Here is a 20,289-nt window from a genome sequence, read left to right as displayed (position 1 = left end):
CTTCTCATTTCCCGGGTTGAAACGATTAGCGGGACAGGCCGCCCTGCCGACGTATCTTCTTCTGCAACTGTAAAACGCCATAGAGCAGCGCCTCGGCGGTTGGCGGACAGCCGGGTACGTAAATATCAACAGGTACGATTCGGTCACATCCACGCACAACAGAGTAGGAATAGTGGTAATACCCCCCTCCATTGGCACAGGAGCCCATCGAAATCACATAGCGCGGTTCGGCCATCTGGTCGTAGACCTTGCGCAGTGCGGGCGCCATCTTATTGCACAAAGTGCCGGCCACGATCATCACATCCGACTGCCGCGGGCTCGGTCTGAACACCATCCCGAATCGATCCAGATCATAACGACTACAGGCGGTATGCATCATTTCCACGGCGCAACAGGCCAACCCAAAGGTCATGGGCCAAAGCGACCCGGATTGCGCCCAAGCAGCCAGCTTGTCCAGTTGCGCGACGACGAACCCTTTGTCTTCCAACTCGTTGGTCACGGTCTTTAAAAGGGCATCCTGTTGGACGCCGGGAGCCAAGGGCGCTTCATTTGCAGCCACGACGGGGATTTTCACTCCCATTCCAACGCTCCCTTTTTCCACTCGTAGACAAACCCGATCGTCAAAACGCCGAGAAAAATCACCATCGACCAGAACCCAAAGACACCTATTTCGCCAAGGCTCACTGCCCAGGGAAACAGAAAAGCGATTTCAAGATCGAATATAATAAATAGCAATGTGACGAGGTAGAACCGCACATCGAAACGGCTCCGCGCATCGTCGAAAGCTTCGAATCCGGATTCGTAGGCCGACAGTTTGTCCGCGTCGGGCCGTTGCGGCGCAACGACGTATGAAGCACCCACCATCACAGCGGCAAGCCCAATGGCTATTCCGATGAAAATCAATACCGGCAGATATTCGACCAAGAACTCATTCATTCTATTGCTCCAACGGCCCGTGCGGTGACCAAGGCGCCACAGGGAATAGCCAAGTTCGGCGCCTTCGTCCAGAGGGCGATCCAAGGCGGCGCCTCACTTGCTAGACTAAGGCTTCACGCGACGGTGTGCCATAGTTCCCGCGGCGCCGACTATAGCGACGTGCGACAGCGCTGCAAGGCGCAAAGAGAGAAAAATTTTATGCCCCGACCCTATGACCCGAAGCAGAGCCGAGGAGCGGCTAGTCGGGCAAAGCGGTGTTATAATCTCGCAGCCACTGTGCGGGAGGCTCGCCTGCCATATGCGAAAATACATAATCATAGACTGGCCTTAACTCCTGAACGGCGGCACGACGAAGTTTTTCAGGCATTTCCATTGCAGGGCTCGTATTGACCTTGCGCGCCTGCCAAGTCTCCAATTCCTGCGTTGGAATTGGCCTCAGGTTCAAAAACTCAAAGAGCGCTCGAACAGCATCGGGCAGATTGGTAATTCTCTCATAGTATTCAATGAAGCAGCGATCCCGCCCGGTCGCGAACAACATTTTGCGTAAGACCGCCGGATAATCGCTCTTCACCGCAAAAGAGCCTCGGCGAAGGGCGGCGAAGGGATCGGTGAATCTGCTCAAGCGGCGACCGGACTTTTCCGCTCTATCGGCATGGAACCTAAACTGGCTCCAAAAACGGTCCACAGGATTGCGGAGGATGAACATCATTCGGGCGTCCGGGTAAACCCGCGCCATTTCATCGAACGCTGTTTGAGGCAGCACGCTGTAGTTTGGCGTTTTCTCCCCACAAACTTTGTAGCCATTGCCAAAGCGCTCAAAAAACGCCCGGTAGGCGTCGTCGGAATCGGCGTCGATCAGCATCTCTATCTGATCCCGTAGCTCAACTATGCTGGCCACATTCTCCGGAGAGGCTGCTTCCGCCTTTGCGAGACGCTGCTCCACATACCCCAGGCGACGGTATAAGGTTTCATTCTTGTCATAAAACCCGTGTTTAGTGTCGAAGTAGTGAATTTCCTGAGTGGCAGGCATAAAGACGTCGGGGTGTGCGGAAAGCACACGACCGAGCCAACTCGTTCCCGCTTTCTGAGCTCCTAGCAGTACGAAGAAAGTATCCAACGCCCCCCGACTTTCCGGCGCTTCTTATATTGTTATGCGCCATCGATAGACCTGTACCACAACGGAGCCACCAATTGAAGAAAGCGACGCTGGCCATATGCCGTCTTTCACGGAAAAGCCTACGCGGAACGGCTGGGGATTCAATCTTGTTTAGGGAAAGTGGCGGGAGTGACGGGACTCGAACCCGCGGCCTCTGGCGTGACAGGCCAGCGCTCTAACCGACTGAGCTACACCCCCTTACTTTGAAGGGCGCGCCGCTCTGCCGCGGCGCAGGCGTGGTCTACTCTAGCCCCCCACCCCTGTCAAGCAACTAGGGGCAATTTCCCGGAGGCTTTTTTTCACACTGCCCTATACCCCCTCCAATGAAGGCAACCAATCTGGCACGAATCGTCCGTTCCACATACCACGCCGATCCTTGCGGGCTCCTGCTTCAAGCCTGCGAAGAGGTTGCAAGGTGCGCGGCCAAGCGATCGCCCAGCCCGTGTAGACCATGCCTTCCGAAAGATCATATCCCTGAATACTGCAGCGGGCATATTGTAGCCCCGCATCATCGGTTCCAGGTGCGATTCGACAATGAGCCGTCGCACCCGCCGTCAGGTCCATCAATGCCGTTTGAGCTATCAAACCGCAGTCGAAACGCTTGCCGCCCGGTCGAATGCAACGCTGTCCGACCGGCGGAGCCAGAATCCCGACAAGCGCAAGTTCGTGGCCCTCAATCCGCAAGACATCCGCTCGGACCACAGATACCTCGCCTGAAATAACCCGACCGACCTCCAGTGGCGGCTCGGCCAGCTGTCTCTCGGCGTTCGGCACGGCGCACCCTGCAAGCGCGAGTAGGAATATCAGAACGGACCAACTGAGTAGCGACAAGGGGTGGACTCCGCTCGACCATCAAGCTGAGAGACTATGGTATTCCACAGGGGACGGCAGCCTCCGGCTCCATCAAGTGAAAACACAGTTGCGTGAAACTAAAGACGGCTTCAGACCCAACGGAACACTGCGAAGGCAAGCAGAATAGAAAGTGCCAAAGGCGCCCAAAGCGGCGTACCCATTACCCATAACCAACCGAGGAATACATAGGCAGCACCGATCAGGGAAATGAACAACCGATCCCCGCGGGTGGTTTCCAGCCCAAGCACGCCTCGGCGCGGCGAGCCTCCGGGGACGTAATGCTCCCACACCGCCATGCCGGCGAGGCAACAGACGATAAAGACGAAAAACGCCGCAGTGGGAAGGGTCCAGGCCATCCAGGAAAGTGAAAACATCGCTCTAGCCTCCCCGCTCTCTTGCCTAAACCCGCCCGAGGGCAAAGCCCTTGGCAATGTAGTTGCGGACGAAATAGATAACAAACGCCCCCGGCACGATGGTTAGAGCGCCTGCCGCAGCCAGTAATCCCAATTCATACCCGGAGGTGCTGGCCGTTCGTGTCATCGTGGCCGCTATAGGTTTAGCTGCGACAGACGTCAGGGTTTTTGCCAAAAGCAGTTCTACCCAGGAGAACATGAAGCAGAAGAAAGCGGCGACACCAATACCGGCAGTGATCGTCGGCACGAAAATTTTAAAGAAAAAGCGCCAGAAGGAGTACCCGTCGACATAGGCCGTCTCGTCCAACTCCTTGGGCACTCCCGACATGAACCCCTCGAGAATCCACACGGCAAGAGGAATGTTGAAAAGGGCATGAGCCAGGGCGACGGCGATATGCGTATCAAATAGGCCGACAGCCGAATACAGTTGGAAAAATGGCAGGGCGAAAACTGCCGGAGGGGCCATGCGGTTAGTCAGGAGCCAGAAGAACAGGTGCTTGTCGCCGAGGAACCGGTACCGTGAAAAGGCGTAGGCCGCCGGCAGCGCCACCGAGACCGAAATCACCGTGTTCAGGCCGACATACAGAATTGAATTGATGTAGCCGTTGTACCAGGTCGGATCGGTGAAAATTTTAATGTAATTCTCTAGCGTGAACTCCTGCGGCCAGAGCGAGAATCCGCCCAGAATCTCGTTCGTTGTTTTGAACGACATGTTGAGCAGCCAATAGATTGGCAGCATCAGAAAGAAGATGTAGAGCGTCGGCACAAGCCAGGTAAAACGTCTCATCACTGCTCCTCATTCCGCATCATCAGGGTATAGAAAACCCAACTCAGCAGCAGGATAATCAGGAAGTAGATAAGCGACATCGCGGCCGCTGGGCCAAGATCGAACTGCCCCAAGGCAATCTTCACCAGATCAATGGATAGGAACGTCGTTGCGTTGCCCGGACCGCCGCCGGTCAATACGAACGGCTCTGTATAAATCATGAAGCTGTCCATGAAGCGCAGCAGTACGGCGATCGTTAGGACACGTTTCATTTTTGGGAGCTGAATATAGCGAAATACCGCCCAGGCATGAGCGCCATCAATCTTGGCCGCTTGATAGTAGGCATCGGGGATTGAAATCAGTCCTGCATAGGCCAGCAACACGACCAAGGACGTCCAGTGCCAAACATCCATCAGGACCACGGTTGCCCAGGCCGCCAATGGGTCCTGGGTATAATTGTAATCGAATCCCAGTGCGTTGATGGAGCGGCCCAGCAGGCCGATATCCGGCAAAGCAAAGATATTCCAGATAGCGCCGACCACGTTCCAGGGGATCAGCAGCGGTAGCGCCATCAAGACCAAGCAGACAGACACCCAAGGGCCTTTACGCGGCATGGCGAGCGCGATTGCGACCCCCAAAGGGATCTGGATAACCAGAATGATGCCGGTAAAAAGGAGTTGGCGCAAAAGCGCGTCATGGAATCGGTCGGAATGGAGAATTTGCTCGTACCACGTGACCCCTTCCCAGAAGAAAATATTGTCGCCAAAAGTCTCTTGAACCGAATAGTTCACCACCGTCATCAAAGGGATGATGGCATTGAAGGCCACCAGCAAGACGACAGGCAGCACAAAGAACCAAGCCTTTTGATTAACGGTTTTCTTCATCGGCTACGCCTCATGACTGCACCCATCCGTCCGCGTAAATCCAGGTATGGCCGGGATCAAAACGCACAGCCGCCTTCTCGGAGGGAATTCTCTCGCCCTCCTGAAGCAACAGCTTGATGATTACATCGCGGTGTCGGGTCTCCACCACACTGTAGCGGCCCGCATCGCTGACTTTTATAACCTCCACCGGAATGCCTTCTTCGGCGAAGGAAACGAACTCCGGCCTTACGCCGATTTCAAGCGCGGCCACATCCGTTGTGGCAAGCGCGCCGGACCCGGTTTCGATACTATGCCCAAAGAACTGCGGCCTGCCGTTGTCCAGTTCGCAGGGCAAAAGGTTCATGCCGGGAGAACCGATGAAATGCCCGACAAAGGTATGGCGGGGCCGCTCGAAAAGTTCGACCGGCGTGCCGAACTGCACGACCCTGCCCTCGTGCATCACCACCACTTGATCGGCAAATGTCAAAGCCTCGGTCTGATCGTGAGTCACATAGATCATGGTTGCGCCGACTTCCTGATGAAGTTCCTTCAATTTCGAGCGCAGGAGCCACTTTAAGTGAGGATCGATAACCGTCAGCGGTTCGTCGAACATGATTGCACTCACGTCGGCTCGAACCAACCCGCGGCCAAGCGAAATCTTTTGCTTGCCGTCTGCCGTCAACCCGGAAGCCCGCCGCGCCAGCATCTCCGTTAGGTCCAACATGGCCGCTATCTCACGAACCCGGCTATCAACCTCGGGTGCGGCTACGCCCCTGTTGCGCAGAGGAAAAGCCAAGTTGTCGTATACCGTCATCGTGTCGTAGATCACCGGAAACTGAAACACCTGAGCAATGTTTCGTTCGTCTGTCGGTAAATCAGTCACGTCACGCTCGCCAAAAAAAACCCGCCCCTCCGTCGGTCGCACCAACCCCGAGATTATGTTGAGCAAAGTGGTCTTACCGCAGCCCGATGGCCCAAGAAGGGCATAGGCCCCGCCGTCTTCCCAGCGCATGTCGACCTGCTTGAGCGCCCAATCGTCCTCTGCCTCGGGCTGCTTCACATAACTGTGTCTCAGGTCCTTCAATTCGAGCATCGCCATTAGAGCGCCTCCCTACCTTGCGATGCGAAACAAGAAACGCTCTTTTCCAGGCCGTCTGTCATAGCGTGATCCGCTTTTCGTCCTGATCGAAGTAAAGGCACTGGGAGACATCGATGAACAAACGCGCGGTTTCTCCCACGCGAAACGCATGAATGCCGTGGGCTTGCGATACCCAGGCGCCCTTCTCTACGGAAAAATGAACGATACTCTCGGAGCCGCTGAGCTCGGTCACCTGAACCCGACCTTCGATCGCTATGGCGCGTTCAGATTGCGGTGTTGGTGACAAATGATGCGGTCTGATCCCAACGGTGTAGCGCCCTTCCGGCAACCCGGCAAAGCGCTCGCCCACCGGCCAGCGCACAGCCTCGTTCAGTACAAACTCGGCCCCTTGCTTGGCAACGGGTGCCGTGTTGATCGGTGGATCGGAGAAGACCCGCGCCGAGCGCAGATCCCACGGTTTGCGATAGACCTCCGACGTTTCCCCGAACTGAGTTACCCTGCCTTCATCAAGAGTCGCGGTATGGCCGCCCAGCAGCAATGCCTCGGTGGGCTCCGTCGTCGCGTAAACCACGGTACAGTTTCTATCGGCGAAAAGTTTCGGAAGCTCGTCCCGTAGTTCCTCGCGCAACTTATAGTCCAGGTTCGCTAGTGGTTCATCCAGCAAAACCAAATCGGAATCCTTCACCAGAGCACGCGCCAACGCAGTGCGCTGCTGTTGACCACCGGATAGCTGGCTTGGCCGGCGCTGCAACATCGGGGTTAGCCGCAACAGTTCGGCCATCGCCGCAACGCGGGACCTGATCTCGGGTTCGCTCAAGCGCGCAACGCGCAGCGGTGAGGCTATGTTCTCGAACACCGACAGGTTTGGATAATTGATGAACTGTTGATAGACCATCGATACGTTACGCTTTTGAACCGCAACGCCGGTGACGTCGCGGCCCTCGAACCACACCTCGCCCGAGGTTGGACGCTCCAGGCCAGCCATCAATTGCATGAGCGTCGTCTTGCCCGACAACGTGGTGCCGAGGAGGATGTTAAAGCCCCCCTCCTTCAGCATCAGCGACGTTTCATATATGTGGGTTTCGGCGCCGACACGCTTGACGACGTTCCTGAGTTCCAGAGCCATGGTGGTAAGCAAGCCCCCTTGGAGGACAGTATATTCGAGAAAGCCATGACAGGTGCGCCGGACCCGAAGCCCCTTGTCGGAACTTCGGGCCACGACGCACACTGTCTGGCTTTTAGTTGGCGCTCCAGCGGGCAACCAACTCATCGTAGGGGATGGTCTCACCCTGCGGCTTCTCGTTTGCCAACAGAGCTTTCGGTCCACCCGGCTTGCCAAGCCAGGCGGCCGCATCCATCTCCTCGTTCAGGCGCGGTCCACAACCACCATAAGTTCCGGCACGTTCGTCGGCCTGCTGCATACGCGCCATAACCTGGTCCATCTGCTCGGCCAGACGATCCATAGCCTCTTGCGGCGTGAATGCGCCGGAGTTGACGTCACCAATGTTCTGCCACCAAAGCTGCGCCAGCTTGGGATAGTCAGGTACGTTGACGCCCGTTGGAGTCCAGTTCACCCGGTCCGGCGAGCGATAGAATTCCACCAAGCCGCCCAAGTTGGGTGCCCGGTCGGTAAAGGACTGATGGCGAATATCGGAATCGCGGATGATGGTCAGACCGACATGGCTCTTCTTGAGCGAAACCGATTTGGAGACCGTGAACTGAGCGTAAAGCCAAGCGGCCTTACGACGATCAACCGGCGTTGATTTGAACAACGTCCAGGAACCTGCATCCTGATAGCCGAGCTTTTGCCCATCTTCCCAATAAGGGCCGTGCGGCGATGGCGCCATGCGCCACAAAGGCTTTCCGGCGTCATCGACCGTGTTGTTGCCTTCACTCTTAGGCGCAACCATCGTTGCGGTAAAAGCCGTGTACCAGAAAATCTGCTGGGCTACGTTGCCGGTCGCAAGCGCCGGCAAGGATTGATAGAAATCATAGTCTGCCGCGCCTGGAGGCGCGTACTTGCGCAGCCACTCGTCCCATTTACGGATCGCATAGACAGCCGCTGGCCCGTTCGTGCCGCCGCCACGCGAGATTGACGCACCTGCAGGGTTGCAGGAATTCTCTTCCATGCGAATGCCCCACTCGTCGATCGGGCGCCCGTTCGGCAATCCTTTAGAGCCGGCGCCGGCCATCGACAGCCAGGCGTCCGTCATGCGCCAACCCAAGTCCGGCGCACGCTTGCCATAGTCCATATGGCCGTAAACACGAACCCCATCGATCTCCTTGACCTTCTCAGAGAAGAACTCGGCGATGTCCTCGTAGGCTGACCAATTAACCGGCACGCCAAGGTCATAACCGTAAGCTTCCTTGAACCTAGCCTTCAGATCGGGGCGCTCGAACCAGTCGTAACGGAACCAGTAAAGATTGGCGAACTGCTGGTCGGGAAGCTGATAGAGCTTTCCATCCGGACCGGTCGTGAAGGATTTGCCAATGAAATCATCAACATCAAGGGTCGGCAACGTGACATCCTTGCCCTCGCCCTCCATCCAGTCAGTGAGATTGACCGCCAGCTGCAAGCGAGAGTGTGTCCCAATCAAGTCGGAATCATTGATGTAAGCGTCGTAGAGGTTCCGACCTGTTTGCATCTGGGTTTGCACGGCCTGAACGACTTCACCTTCACCAAGTAGCTGATGATTAACCTTGATCCCGGTAATCTCTTCGAAGGCCTTCGTCAGGACTTTGGATTCGTACTCGTGGGTTGGAATTGTTTCAGACAGAACGTTGATTTCCATCCCTGCAAAGGGCTTTGCCGCATCGACGAACCATTGCAGTTCCGCTTTCTGCTCTTCAGCGGATAGTGTCGTCGGCTGGAACTCGTCCTTCGCCCACTTCTCGGCCTCGGCCGAACCCGCAAAACTGGGCCCGGCATAGGCGAACACAGCAGCGGTTAATGCTGACACAAGTAACTTTCGGCGCATCTTGTTTCCTCCCTGTACGGTTTACAGCGTCTTTTTATTTGTCCAATGACTGCAAACGAACTGGGCCGCAAAGTCAATCATCCCGCGAACAAGCGCGCAGGTTTTCGTCTCGTCGAGCGTCGTTGCCAAACGATTAGATAGCGAAAAACGCATAGGAAGTAAGCCAGAAGGCCAGTTTCCGCAAAACGAAAAGGCGGCTGAATATCAGCCGCGGTAAAATCTCTATCACCTACCTTAGCGAAGGACGATTGCCGGTGATCTCGCCCGAATCCTACTGCTCAGAGCAGGCGTGTTACAGCGTCGGCAAGATCATCGAAAAAGAAATAGGCCGCAAGGCCTATTATGCCGACGGTAAAAAGGAAACCGGGTAGAAACGGGCTGTCGCTCATCATCTCAAATCTCACTGTGTTTTATTTTTTTTAGTTATCCACGAGACGGCCCCGATTTGGCGATAAAAAGAATATAAAAATTTATTAAAAACGAGCCGTAACTATGATGTTTTTCAGGAAATTTCCACCTTGAGGTCCAGAATTTTCTCTCCTCTTGCCTCCAGGTTGTCGGACACGGGAACGTGAAAATTTATTTTTTGACGTTCGTTACAATATTTCCCAAATTACAGTTGCGCTAGATCATTCCTCGCAGATCGATCTTCCGGCGCCGAGCGTGGCCTTCTTCTCCATTCACCCAAAGATGGGCCACGCTCGATCCTAGCGCTTATCCGGAAAATATCGGAAAGACTGTGCGCGGACTTCCGCCGATCACGATACCTGTTCCAGTATCGGTCTCTTTGCAATACCATTCCTTCTTTCACTAGAGGGAGAGGTCGTGATGAGCGCTTGGCACATCGAAGGGCAGTACATGGAGACGTGCAACTGCGCGTTCCTCTGTCCCTGCATCAGTTCCAACCTTACTGCGAAGCCAACGGAGGGCGATTGCAAGGCGGCCATCGCTATGCAAATCGATAAGGGGAAGAAAGGTGGAGTCTCCCTGGACGGCCTGGCCTTCATCGTACTGCTGCATTCGCCTGGCCCCATGATCGAGGGCAATCTCAAAGTCGGACTGATAGTCGACGACAAGGCAAACGAGGATCAACTCGCCGCTATCAGCGCTATTGCCACGGGGGCGGAAGGCGGACCAATGGCGGCGCTGGCGCCGCTTGTTGGAGCGGTTGTGGGTATCGAACAGCGCTCAATCCGCTTCGAGAAAGCCGGAATGAGCTATGCCGTCAAAGCTGGTGAATTGGTCGAACAAACGTTGGAAGGCCTGGCAAGCGCCGTCAAGGAAGGCGAGCCATTGTATTTGGAGAACGCTTTCCACCCGGTGTCCTCCAAGCTTGCCCTCGCTCGGGCAACAAGCAGCAAGTTCCACGCTTTTGGGATCGATTGGGAAGATTCTAGCGGCACTCGAAACGGACATTTCGCCCCCTTTTCCTGGAGCGCTTGAACCGCCAAAACGATTGTCCAATCAGGAGGCCGAGCTAATCTGAAGAATTCAAAGAATAATGGTGGGCGGTGACAGGCTCGAACTGCCGACCCTCTCGGTGTAAACGAGATGCTCTACCAACTGAGCTAACCGCCCACTAACTCGCTAATGTGATTCTGCGGACAGGTTCTTACCGCGAAATAAGCGCCACGGCAATGAAAACGGCCGCCCCGCATTGCGGTAAGCGGCCGTCCCATCGATCCATACCAAGTACGCTTAGTTAACAGCGTCCTTGAGGGCCTTACCAGCCTTGAACTTCGGCTGATTGGAGGCCGGAATCTTTATCTTCTCACCCGTGCGGGGATTCCGCCCTTCGGAAGCTGCCCGTTTGGTAACGGCGAAATTACCGAAACCAACGAGGCGAACATCGCCCCCGGACTTCAATGCGTCAGTGATCGAATCAAATACAGCGTCGACGGCCTTTGCACTATCAGCCTTAGAAAGACCAGTGCTGCTAGCGACCGCGCTGACAAGATCGTTTTTGTTCACGTCGAAAACCCCCCATCCAATGCCTGTGGGAATAACGGAATTCACGGAGCGAAAAACGCTACGAGACAAAAAGAGTGTAAGCCTTCAAAAACCGGAACGTCAACGCGTCAGCCTGTGGAAAGCGGGAGAAATCTGCGGATTTCCGAAGATTTCTCCCGCGACTCGGCATATCAGTGCGTTACAACCTCTTTATGGTCGCCTTCCTTCTTGGCCAAAGCCGCCTTTTCGACTTCTTCCTCGTTCCACTCAATTGGAGTCGGCTTCTTCGTCAAAGCGACTTCTAGAACCTCATCGACGGTTTCAACTGGCCGGATATCAAGCTTGGAGCGAACATTCTCCGGGATATCCGCAAGGTCTTTTTCGTTCTCCTTGGGTATCAAGACGGTCTTCATCCCGGCACGCAAGGCTGCCAGCAGCTTCTCTTTCAGGCCGCCGATCGGCAACACACGCCCGCGCAGGGTGATTTCACCCGTCATTCCCACTTCGCGTCGGATGGGGATTCCGCTCAACGCCGACACGATTGCAGTGATCATCGCGACGCCGGCAGACGGTCCGTCCTTAGGTGTCGCACCCTCTGGCACGTGTACGTGGATATCCTTGCGCTCGAAGAGAGTCGGTTTGATACCAAATTCAATTGCGCGGCTTTTCACGTATGATTCCGCTGCCTGAATTGATTCCTTCATGACATCGCCAAGCTTGCCGGTCGAAATCACCTTGCCTTTACCGGGCACGGTCACAGCTTCGATTTGCAGGATCTCGCCGCCTACTTCCGTCCAGGCCAGTCCAGTGGAAACACCGACTAGGTCTTCCAGTTCCGCCTCACTGTGGCGGAAACGAGGAATGCCTGCGTACTTGTCCAGGTTCTCCACCGTAATTACCACCTCGGTCACGCCATCCATGGCGATTTCCTTGACGGCCTTGCGGGTGAGATTGGCAATCTCGCGCTCCAGGTTGCGCACACCGGCCTCACGCGTATAGCGCTGGATCAGCAACCTAAGTGCATCATCGCCAATAGACCACTCATCGCCCTTGAGCCCATGATCCTTCATCTGCTTCGAGATCAAATGACGCTTGGCGATCTCAACCTTCTCATCCTCGGTGTAGCCCGGGATGCGAATGATCTCCATCCGATCCAACAAAGGCTGCGGCATCCGCAGGGTGTTGGCCGTAGTCACAAACATTACGTCTGACAGGTCGTAATCCACCTCCAGGTAATGATCGCTGAATGTGTTGTTCTGTTCGGGATCAAGAACCTCCAGCAAGGCAGAGGAAGGATCGCCCCGCCAATCGGCACCCAATTTGTCCACCTCATCGAGGAGGAAAAGCGGATTGGAGCTTCCGGCCTTCTTCATGCTCTGGACGATTTTGCCGGGCATCGACCCGATGTATGTCCGACGGTGGCCTCTGATTTCAGCCTCGTCGCGCACGCCGCCCAGGCTGATTCGCACAAACTTGCGGCCCGTGGCTTCCGCCATCGACTTACCCAACGAGGTCTTGCCCACTCCAGGCGGTCCCACAAGGCAGAGAATGGCGCCGCGAACCTTCTTCATCCGGCCCTGAACGGCGAGATACTCAAGGATGCGTTCTTTGACCTTTTCCAAGCCATAGTGATCGCGATCAAGAACTTCCTGCGCCAGCTTCAAATCATGCCGGACTTTCGTGCGCTTTTTCCAAGGCAAGGCCACCAGCCAGTCAAGGTAATTCCGGACCACCGTCGCTTCGGCTGACATGGGGCTCATCGACCGGAGCTTACGCATCTCGGCCACAGCCTTTTCCCTCGCTTCCTTGGAGAAACGGGTCTTCTTGATTTTTTCTTCGAGCTCAGTGAGCTCATCCTTGCCGTCTTCGCCCTCGCCAAGCTCCTTCTGAATCGCCTTCATCTGCTCATTCAGATAGTACTCGCGCTGGGTTTTCTCCATCTGGCGTTTGACGCGGTTGCGGATACGCTTTTCAACTTGAAGAACGCCGATCTCGTTCTCCATGAAGGCATAAACTTTTTCCAGACGGTCGGCGACTCGCGGGAGCTCCAGAAGCTCCTGCTTTTCCGCAATCTTAAGATTGAGATGCGAGGAGACCGTATCGGCGAGCTTGCTTGGCTCTTCGATCTGGTTCACGGAGGAAAGCACCTCCGGCGGAATCTTCTTGTTGAGCTTGATGTACTGCTCAAACTCGGTCACCACGGTCCGGGCCAGCGCGTCGAGCTCGCGCTCATCGCCCCTCTCCTCTTCCAAGGATTCGGCGTTGGCCAAGAAAAAGGCTTCGTTCTCCACAAACTCCGTGATCTTGGCGCGGCGGCTGCCTTCGACCAACACCTTCACGGTGCCGTCGGGCAGCTTTAGCAGTTGCAGAACAGTCCCGATGGTTCCGATCCGGTAGATGTCTTCGGTCTGCGGATCGTCCTGCGCGGCGTCGCGCTGCGTCACAAGGAGAATCTGTTTATCATCTTTCATCACGTCTTCCAGAGCGCGCACAGATTTGTCGCGACCCACGAAAAGCGGAACGATCATGTGTGGAAAAACAACGATATCCCGAAGCGGGAGCACCGGAAATTGAGTCACAGTTGAAGTATCGGCCATGGTTCCTCTTTTCACTTCGCCTGCCGTTCTTGGACATTCCCCATTATGGGCGGAGCCTCACGGCGCGCCGTCCATCGCATTGGATCAAACGGCGTGGTCACAACAGAACTGGGCAGAAAACAGCCCGTCTTCAAGTGCCAAGAAACGGGAATCGGACGATTAAGCGCTGCTACCGACGTCTTCACGGCGATCAGTGTAGATTTGCAGCGGCTTTGCGCGTCCTTCAACAACCTCACGATTGATTACCATCTCCTCAACGCCTTCAAGTCCAGGCAGTTCATACATTGGATCAAGTAGGATTCCCTCCATGATCGAACGCAGCCCACGGGCGCCAGTTTTGCGGGCGATGGCTTTTTTCGCGATGGCCTGAAGCGCATCGTCGGTAAAATCGAGACGGACGCTCTCCATATCGAATAGCCGCTGGTACTGCTTTACCAGCGCATTCTTCGGTTTGGTAAGAATCTCAATGAGTGCGACTTCATCCAAGTCTTCCAAGGTCGCCACGACCGGAAGACGGCCGACGAACTCCGGGATCAGACCAAACCGCAACAAATCTTCCGGCTCGACCTCACGGAGAATCTCACCTGTCGTGCGCTGGTCCGGGCCGCGCACGTCAGCCCCAAACCCAATCGACGAGCCCTTGTTACGGCCGGCGATCAGGCGTTCCAAACCAGCGAAGGCGCCGCCGCAGATAAACAGGATGTTTGTCGTATCGACCTGGAGGAATTCCTGTTGAGGATGTTTACGTCCGCCCTGCGGTGGCACGGAAGCCACGGTGCCTTCCATAATCTTCAACAATGCTTGCTGAACGCCCTCACCAGAGACATCCCGCGTTATCGAAGGATTATCGGACTTACGACTGATCTTATCGACCTCGTCGATATATACGATACCGCGCTGCGCCTTCTCGACATTGTAGTCGGCGGACTGCAGCAGCTTCAGAATGATATTCTCGACATCCTCACCGACATAACCCGCTTCGGTCAGCGTGGTCGCATCGGCCATAGTGAAGGGTACGTCCAGAATGCGCGCCAGTGTCTGTGCCAGAAGCGTCTTGCCGCAACCGGTCGGTCCAACCAGCAGAATGTTGGATTTCGACAGCTCCACATCGTTGTGCTTCTGACCATGAGCGAGGCGCTTGTAGTGATTATGCACCGCGACGGAAAGGACCCGCTTGGCGTGGAACTGCCCAATGACGTAATCATCCAGAACCGAGCAGATATCGCCCGGCGAGGGAACGCCGTCCCCTGCCTTCGGCAACGCGGACTTACTTTCTTCCCGGATGATGTCCATGCAGAGTTCGACGCACTCGTCGCAGATGAACACTGTAGGCCCGGCAATAAGTTTGCGCACCTCGTGCTGGCTCTTTCCGCAGAAAGAGCAGTAAAGGGTGTTCTTCGAATCGTTGCCGCTGCTTTTAGTCATGATCTCCGCTCGGCACTTTCGTCCACTAGTATGTTAGACAAGTCGATCGAAGCCGCACAATGAAAAATCCCACGACCTTCGACCGGGCAAGGAGGCACCTGTAACACCTCTATCGTCCGGATCGGCAAATTGGCTCAACGATCATCAGAGCCCTTGCCTTCTCCTTTATCCTTGTCAGCACCGGGAATGCTGTGTTGCTGCACCACGCTATCGATCAAACCAAACTTCTGGGCGTCTTCCGGATTGAGAAAGCGATCACGCTCCATAGCTTCCTCAATTGCCTCGATCGGCTGCCCGGTATGTTCGACGTAAATTTCGTTCAATCGGCGACGAATCGAGAGAATCTCACGCGCATGAATCTCAATATCCGTAGCTTGCCCCTGGAACCCGCCCGAGGGCTGATGGACCATCACGCGCGCATTGGGCAAAGCAAAGCGCTTACCCTTAGCACCCGCGCAGAGCAACAGCGATCCGGCAGAAGCGGCCTGACCGATGCACAGGGTCGAGACGTTCGGCCGGATGTATTGCATGGTGTCATAAATAGCCAAACCGGCCGTTACGACACCTCCCGGTGAATTGATGTAAAAGGAGATATCCTTTTCGGGGCTTTCAGACTCAAGAAACAGGAGCTGCGCACACACCAGACTCGCCACTGCATCATTGATGGGGCCGGTCAGGAAGATGATCCGCTCTTTAAGCAAGCGCGAGTAGATATCATAGGAGCGCTCGCCCCTGTTGGTCTGCTCGACCACCATGGGAATGAGGTAATTCATCTGGATATCGTTACTCACCTGTGCTGCTCCTCGTTTTCATGAACCTCCACACTCAAGATCTGGGAAGCGGTTCGGCTTTTCAAAAGCCCCCACCCTTCCCAAACCCCAAGATCAGTCGCCTTTCGTCGGCTTCTTGGCCGGCGCTTTCTTTTTAGCCGGAGCCTTCTCCGCCGCGTCGGCTTTCGCATCGGCGGCCTTAGGCGCTGCTTTCTTTGCCGCCGCCTTTTTTGCCGCTGGCTTCTTGGCTGCCGCCTTTTTCTTCGCCGGCGCTTTCGAGGCTTTGTCATCGGCCGCGGAAGCTTCGCTTTCCGCCACCATCTCCTGACGCAATTCCTCGGCTGTCATGTTGCGCTCGGAAACCTTCGCCAACTCTACGATGTAGTCGATGACCTTATCCTCGAACACCGGTGCGCGGAGGTTGTCCATCGCCTGCGGGTTTTTCTGGAAAAACTCGAAGACTTCCCGCTCATGGCCCGGATGACGTTGTGCCTCCTGCAACAACGCACGGTTCAACTCGTCCTGCGTCACTTCGATCTTGTGCGCCCGGCCGACTTCGGAGAGCAGCAGCCCAAGACGTACCCGACGCTCCGCGATCGTGCGGTACTCGGCCTTAAGCTCGTCTTCGGACTTGTCCTTGTCCTCGGGGTCGATGTCGCCCTTTTCGCGGTCCTGTTGCACCTGCTGCCAGATAACCTCGAATTCATTCTCGACCATGCTCGCGGGAACCTGGAAGCTGTGTGCTTCGGCAAGCTTGTCCAGCAACTCCCTTTTCATGCGCGCTCGTGTCAGGCCCTCGTACTCACCGGCGATCTGTTCACGCACACGTTCTTTCAGCGCGTCCAGCGATTCCTCGCCGAGCTTTTCGGCAAAAGTGTCATCGATCGGCTGGGGCTCGGTCTCCAGAACCTCTTTCACCGTCACCTGGAAAACCGCTTCTCGGCCAGCCAGCTTGTCGTTCATATAAGTTTTCGGGAAGGTAACGGTGACGGTCTTTTCATCACCGGCCTTTGCGCCGATCAGTTGATCCTCGAAGCCCTCGACAAACCGGTTGGAGCCCAACTCGAGATTGTGGTCTTCCGCTGCCATGCCTGGCAGTTCTTCACCATCAACCGAGCCGCGGAAATCAATGACGAGAACATCGTCCTTCTTTGCTGCGCGTGGCTTGGCGAGCGGCTTAGTGGCTTTCTGCTGGCTGGCCAGGTTCTCAAGCGCCTGCTGAACTTCATCATCAGGCACGGACAGCTTGATACGCTCAATCTCTATGGTCGCGAAATCAACAGGCTCAACATCGGGCAGAAGTTCGATCTCGATCTTGAACTCGAGATCCTCGCCCTCCTCGAACTTCGTAACCTCAATCTTGGGCTGAACCGCTGGCCGTAAGCCGCGTTCACTCAGCGCTTGGTTCGTGCCGTCATTGACTGCGCGCTCCAAAACTTCGCCCATCACTGCCTGTCCGTAACGGCTGCGCAGCATCTTCATCGGCACCTTGCCGGGCCGGAACCCTGGAATACGAACCGTGGTGCCGACTTCCTTCAGCCGAGTCTCGACTTTCTGGTCGATATCGGTGGCGCTGATAGTAACCGCGAACTCGCGCTTCAAGCCTTCGGAATTGATCTCGTTTACCTGCATTGGGAACCCGGCCTTTCTTGCCTCGAAGCCCTTGAAATCCAAACTCTCTTTACGGGAAACAGCGCTTGCACTCGGGCCGCCGCCGCTTTCCCTGTTCGTTCGTAGCGCACCTCGTGGTGCGGGCGGAGGGACTTGAACCCCCACGGATTTCTCCACTGGAACCTAAATCCAGCGCGTCTGCCAATTCCGCCACGCCCGCATGACACGCCTGCCCCGCGACAAATGTCTGCGAGCAGCGCGGTTTACAACATCGTTACCCTGCATGGCAACTGCGCCGACGGCCTTTTTTTTTGAAAGACCCTCACCTGCGGCGCAGACGATCTAACAAAACAGCCGCTGCGGCATCGACAATTGCTTCCGCATCCAACCCATATTGGCGATAGAGATCGGGTAGGTCACCAGATTGGCCAAAATGCTCGACACCCAACGCCTGAAGACTGTGACCGCGGACAGCGCCAAGCCATTCCAGAGTAGCCGGATGACCGTCAATCACTGTTACAAGCCCAGCATCCGGCGCCAGCGGTGCAAGGAGTCGTTCAACCGCTGATACGGCGTTACGATGCCCAGCCCTTCGGGCCTTTTCCGCAGCATGCCAGCCGGCATTGAGCCGGTCTGCCGAGGTCACGGCGAGCAAACCCGCCCCAGGCACCTCATCGGCTATTGAATCAAAGGCCTCCAACGCCTCTGGGGCGATCGCACCACTGTAAATAATCGCCAGTTCCGCACCGTTTTCAGGTTCGCGCAGCCAATAACCGCCTTCGATGATCTGCTTTTCCACCCGTGCCGTTAGACTGCGTTCGGGTTGCACCAACTGGCGTGTCGACAGACGCATATACAGCGAGCCGCCGTTGATATCTCGCTGCCAGTCACCTTCGTTCTCCTGTAGCTCCGTTCCCCTGTCACTACGCAGGCTGCCGTCGCGCTGAAGATAATCAAATCCCCAGCGCAGAATGGCGGAAAGCTCATCAACAAATGCAGGCTCGAAGGACACCAAACCGTCCTGTGCCATGCCGATCAGCGGCGTGCCGACCGACTGGTGCGCGCCTCCTTCGGGAGCCAGCGTAATACCGGATGGCGTCGCAACGACGATAAAACGGGCATCCTGGTAGCAGGCATAATTCAAGGCGTCCAGACCGCGGCAAATAAAGGGGTCGTAGAGGGTTCCAATCGGCAGAAGGCGAGCGCCAAATAGCGAGTGCGACAGCCCGAGAGCCGCCAGCAATGTAAACAGATTGTTCTCGGCAATTCCCAGCTCCAGGTGTTGCCCCTGAGGCGACAAAGCCCAACGTTGGGCCGACACGACCTTTTGTTCCTTGAACACGTCCTCGCGTCCACGGCGATCGAATATGCCGCGTCTATTGACCCAGCCTCCAAGATTCGTCGAGACGGTAACATCGGGAGAGGTCGTGATGATTCGGCTCGCGAGTTGGCTGTCCTCACGGGCGAGGTCGGCCAGAATTTTGCCGAAACCTTCCTGAGTCGACATGCGTTCACCGACAGGCCGCGGAAACGCTTCTGGGACAGGAACATAATCGGCTTTGTAGCGGCGCGTTCCCTCCGCATTGAAGGGCACCGCTTTGATATAAGCCTGGAGCTTTTCCGCGGGTTGCTGCAATCCGGCGAACTTATCCCATTCCTGGCCCGGCGGCACGCCCATGCTTTCCTGGAAAAGTTGCATCTGATCCGGGTTCATGAGGCCCGCGTGGTTATCCTTATGTCCGGCAAAAGGTAGATTGTACCCCTTGATCGTGTAGGTGATGAAGCAGGTCGGCGTTTCGCTTTGGGCCGCAGTGAAAGCCTCTAGAACCGTTTCCAGGTCGTGCCCTGCAAGATTACTCATCAATCCATGCAGCGCCGCGTCGTCATAGTCATCAAGCAAACCGCGCACGCCACTGGCAGAGCCAATATCTACTTGGAGCTGCTTGCGCCAAGCAGCACCGCCTTTAAAGACCAGTGCGGAATAAAGTGAATTCGGGCAATCATCAATCCAACTACGCAAGGCTCCGCCGCCCAGCTTTTCAAAGGCGGCCTGCAATTTCTTCCCGTACTTGAGCGTCTCCACGCGCCAGCCCATGTTATCGAACAGTTTGTCGATTTGGCCGAACAAGCGATCTGTTACCACCGCATCCAGGCTCTGCCGGTTGTAGTCGATCACCCACCAGGTGTTTCGAAGGTCGTGCTTCCAGCCTTCCAGCAAGGCCTCATAAACGTTGCCTTCGTCCAGTTCCGCATCGCCCACCAGTGCAACGGCTCGCCCCCAGGGACGGTCACCATCGATTAGGTTTTTGAGCCGGACGTAGTCTTGAACCAAGCTGACAAAAGAGGTCATTGCGACGCCCAACCCCACCGACCCGGTTGAGATATCGACGTCATCTATGTCCTTCGTGCGCGACGGGTAGGATTGAGCGCCGCCCATCGCGCGGAAATCCTGCAGCTTTTCCAGGGTTTGGTTGCCGAACAGATACTGTATTGCATGAAACACCGGAGAGGCGTGCGGCTTCACTGCGATCCTGTCTTGCGGCCGTAGGACGTGAAAATAAAGCGCGGTCATCACCGTTACCAGGGATGCGCAGGAAGCCTGGTGGCCGCCGACCTTCAAGCCATCGCGGCTCGGACGGAGATGGTTGGCGTTATGAATGGTCCAGGCGGAAAGCCATAGAATCTTCTTTTCCAACTCCCGAAGACATGCCAACTGATCTTCACCCGGGAGCCGACTTTCATTCCCAATGTCACGGGTCAGAATAGTGCCCGCCGTCTTCTTAGCCACGCGACTCCTCCATCAACTCGCCTGGCAGCCCGCCCATCCAATAAGAGTGGTTAAGGCGCAGACCTGCCCAATGAGCAGCAGTCTG

General features: G+C 56.0%; 17 protein-coding genes and 3 tRNA genes. 1 reads left to right on the top strand and 19 read right to left on the bottom strand.

The annotated features are described in order from the left end of the window. Positions 1-25: 25 nt before the first annotated feature. The 11 genes from FHR98_RS10655 to FHR98_RS10605 form a co-directional block, all read right to left on the bottom strand. Positions 26-580: a NuoB/complex I 20 kDa subunit family protein gene (locus FHR98_RS10655; protein WP_183416668.1), complete on the bottom strand. Its 555-nt coding sequence runs from the start codon at positions 578-580 to the stop codon at positions 26-28. After that, positions 571-936 (bottom strand): NADH-quinone oxidoreductase subunit A, encoded by a 366-nt coding sequence (locus tag FHR98_RS10650; RefSeq protein WP_183416667.1) that lies wholly within the window; start codon positions 934-936, stop codon positions 571-573. Before FHR98_RS10650 ends, FHR98_RS10655 begins: the two co-directional genes overlap by 10 nt. A 238-nt stretch (positions 937-1,174) precedes the next feature. Continuing rightward, on the bottom strand, positions 1,175-2,053 hold the full coding sequence (locus tag FHR98_RS10645; protein ID WP_183416666.1) for a sulfotransferase family protein: 879 nt from the start codon (positions 2,051-2,053) through the stop codon (positions 1,175-1,177). 160 nt (positions 2,054-2,213) lie between these two features. After that, positions 2,214-2,290 (bottom strand) — tRNA-Asp (locus tag FHR98_RS10640). Between the two features lie 111 nt (positions 2,291-2,401). After that, on the bottom strand, positions 2,402-2,923 hold the full coding sequence (locus FHR98_RS10635) for a thermonuclease family protein (protein WP_183416665.1): 522 nt from the start codon (positions 2,921-2,923) through the stop codon (positions 2,402-2,404). Between the two features lie 110 nt (positions 2,924-3,033). Next, a complete protein-coding gene (locus tag FHR98_RS10630) occupies positions 3,034-3,318 on the bottom strand; it encodes a DUF2160 domain-containing protein (RefSeq protein ID WP_183416664.1) in 285 nt (94 codons plus the stop codon). A gap of 25 nt (positions 3,319-3,343) precedes the next feature. Continuing rightward, complete coding sequence (locus FHR98_RS10625) at positions 3,344-4,144, bottom strand: carbohydrate ABC transporter permease (protein ID WP_183416663.1); 801 nt, start codon at positions 4,142-4,144, stop codon at positions 3,344-3,346. Further along, positions 4,144-5,007, bottom strand: coding sequence for a carbohydrate ABC transporter permease (locus tag FHR98_RS10620; RefSeq protein WP_183416662.1), 864 nt, complete (start codon positions 5,005-5,007; stop codon positions 4,144-4,146). Before FHR98_RS10620 ends, FHR98_RS10625 begins: the two co-directional genes overlap by 1 nt. Positions 5,008-5,017: 10 nt before the next feature. Then, entirely contained in the window at positions 5,018-6,085 is a 1,068-nt protein-coding gene (locus FHR98_RS10615; RefSeq protein ID WP_183416661.1) for an ABC transporter ATP-binding protein, read from the bottom strand. Between the two features lie 58 nt (positions 6,086-6,143). Beyond that, entirely contained in the window at positions 6,144-7,211 is a 1,068-nt protein-coding gene (locus FHR98_RS10610; RefSeq protein WP_183416660.1) for an ABC transporter ATP-binding protein, read from the bottom strand. A 112-nt stretch (positions 7,212-7,323) separates the two neighbouring features. Beyond that, entirely contained in the window at positions 7,324-9,063 is a 1,740-nt protein-coding gene (locus FHR98_RS10605) for an ABC transporter substrate-binding protein (RefSeq protein WP_183416659.1), read from the bottom strand. Between the two features lie 828 nt (positions 9,064-9,891). Here FHR98_RS10605 and FHR98_RS10600 point away from each other — a divergent pair. After that, positions 9,892-10,506 carry a DUF1326 domain-containing protein gene (locus FHR98_RS10600; RefSeq protein ID WP_183416658.1) on the top strand — a complete coding sequence of 205 codons (615 nt, stop codon included), beginning with the start codon at positions 9,892-9,894 and terminating at the stop codon, positions 10,504-10,506. 59 nt (positions 10,507-10,565) lie between these two features. Here FHR98_RS10600 and FHR98_RS10595 read toward each other — a convergent pair. The 8 genes from FHR98_RS10595 to FHR98_RS10560 all read right to left on the bottom strand — a co-directional run bounded on the left by FHR98_RS10595 (position 10,566) and on the right by FHR98_RS10560 (position 20,204). Continuing rightward, positions 10,566-10,641: transfer RNA gene (locus FHR98_RS10595), tRNA-Val, on the bottom strand. Between the two features lie 120 nt (positions 10,642-10,761). Further along, positions 10,762-11,034 carry an HU family DNA-binding protein gene (locus tag FHR98_RS10590; RefSeq protein ID WP_183416657.1) on the bottom strand — a complete coding sequence of 91 codons (273 nt, stop codon included), beginning with the start codon at positions 11,032-11,034 and terminating at the stop codon, positions 10,762-10,764. A gap of 170 nt (positions 11,035-11,204) precedes the next feature. After that, a complete protein-coding gene (gene lon, locus FHR98_RS10585) occupies positions 11,205-13,610 on the bottom strand; it encodes an endopeptidase La (RefSeq protein ID WP_183416656.1) in 2,406 nt (801 codons plus the stop codon). 159 nt (positions 13,611-13,769) lie between these two features. Beyond that, positions 13,770-15,035 carry an ATP-dependent Clp protease ATP-binding subunit ClpX gene (clpX, locus tag FHR98_RS10580; RefSeq protein WP_183416655.1) on the bottom strand — a complete coding sequence of 422 codons (1,266 nt, stop codon included), beginning with the start codon at positions 15,033-15,035 and terminating at the stop codon, positions 13,770-13,772. Between the two features lie 134 nt (positions 15,036-15,169). After that, on the bottom strand, positions 15,170-15,808 hold the full coding sequence (gene clpP / locus FHR98_RS10575) for an ATP-dependent Clp endopeptidase proteolytic subunit ClpP (RefSeq protein WP_183416754.1): 639 nt from the start codon (positions 15,806-15,808) through the stop codon (positions 15,170-15,172). A gap of 111 nt (positions 15,809-15,919) precedes the next feature. After that, positions 15,920-17,479, bottom strand: coding sequence for a trigger factor (tig, locus tag FHR98_RS10570; RefSeq protein WP_221205845.1), 1,560 nt, complete (start codon positions 17,477-17,479; stop codon positions 15,920-15,922). 72 nt (positions 17,480-17,551) lie between these two features. Beyond that, positions 17,552-17,636: transfer RNA gene (locus tag FHR98_RS10565), tRNA-Leu, on the bottom strand. A gap of 102 nt (positions 17,637-17,738) precedes the next feature. Beyond that, a complete protein-coding gene (locus FHR98_RS10560) occupies positions 17,739-20,204 on the bottom strand; it encodes a thiamine pyrophosphate-binding protein (protein WP_437126637.1) in 2,466 nt (821 codons plus the stop codon). Positions 20,205-20,289: the final 85 nt, after the last annotated feature.

It is taken from the genome of Limibacillus halophilus (genome assembly GCF_014191775.1).
Classification (GTDB): domain Bacteria; phylum Pseudomonadota; class Alphaproteobacteria; order Kiloniellales; family CECT-8803; genus Limibacillus; species Limibacillus halophilus.
Note: the sequence above shows the minus strand (reverse complement) of the source record. Positions and strands in the feature narration are given on the sequence as shown.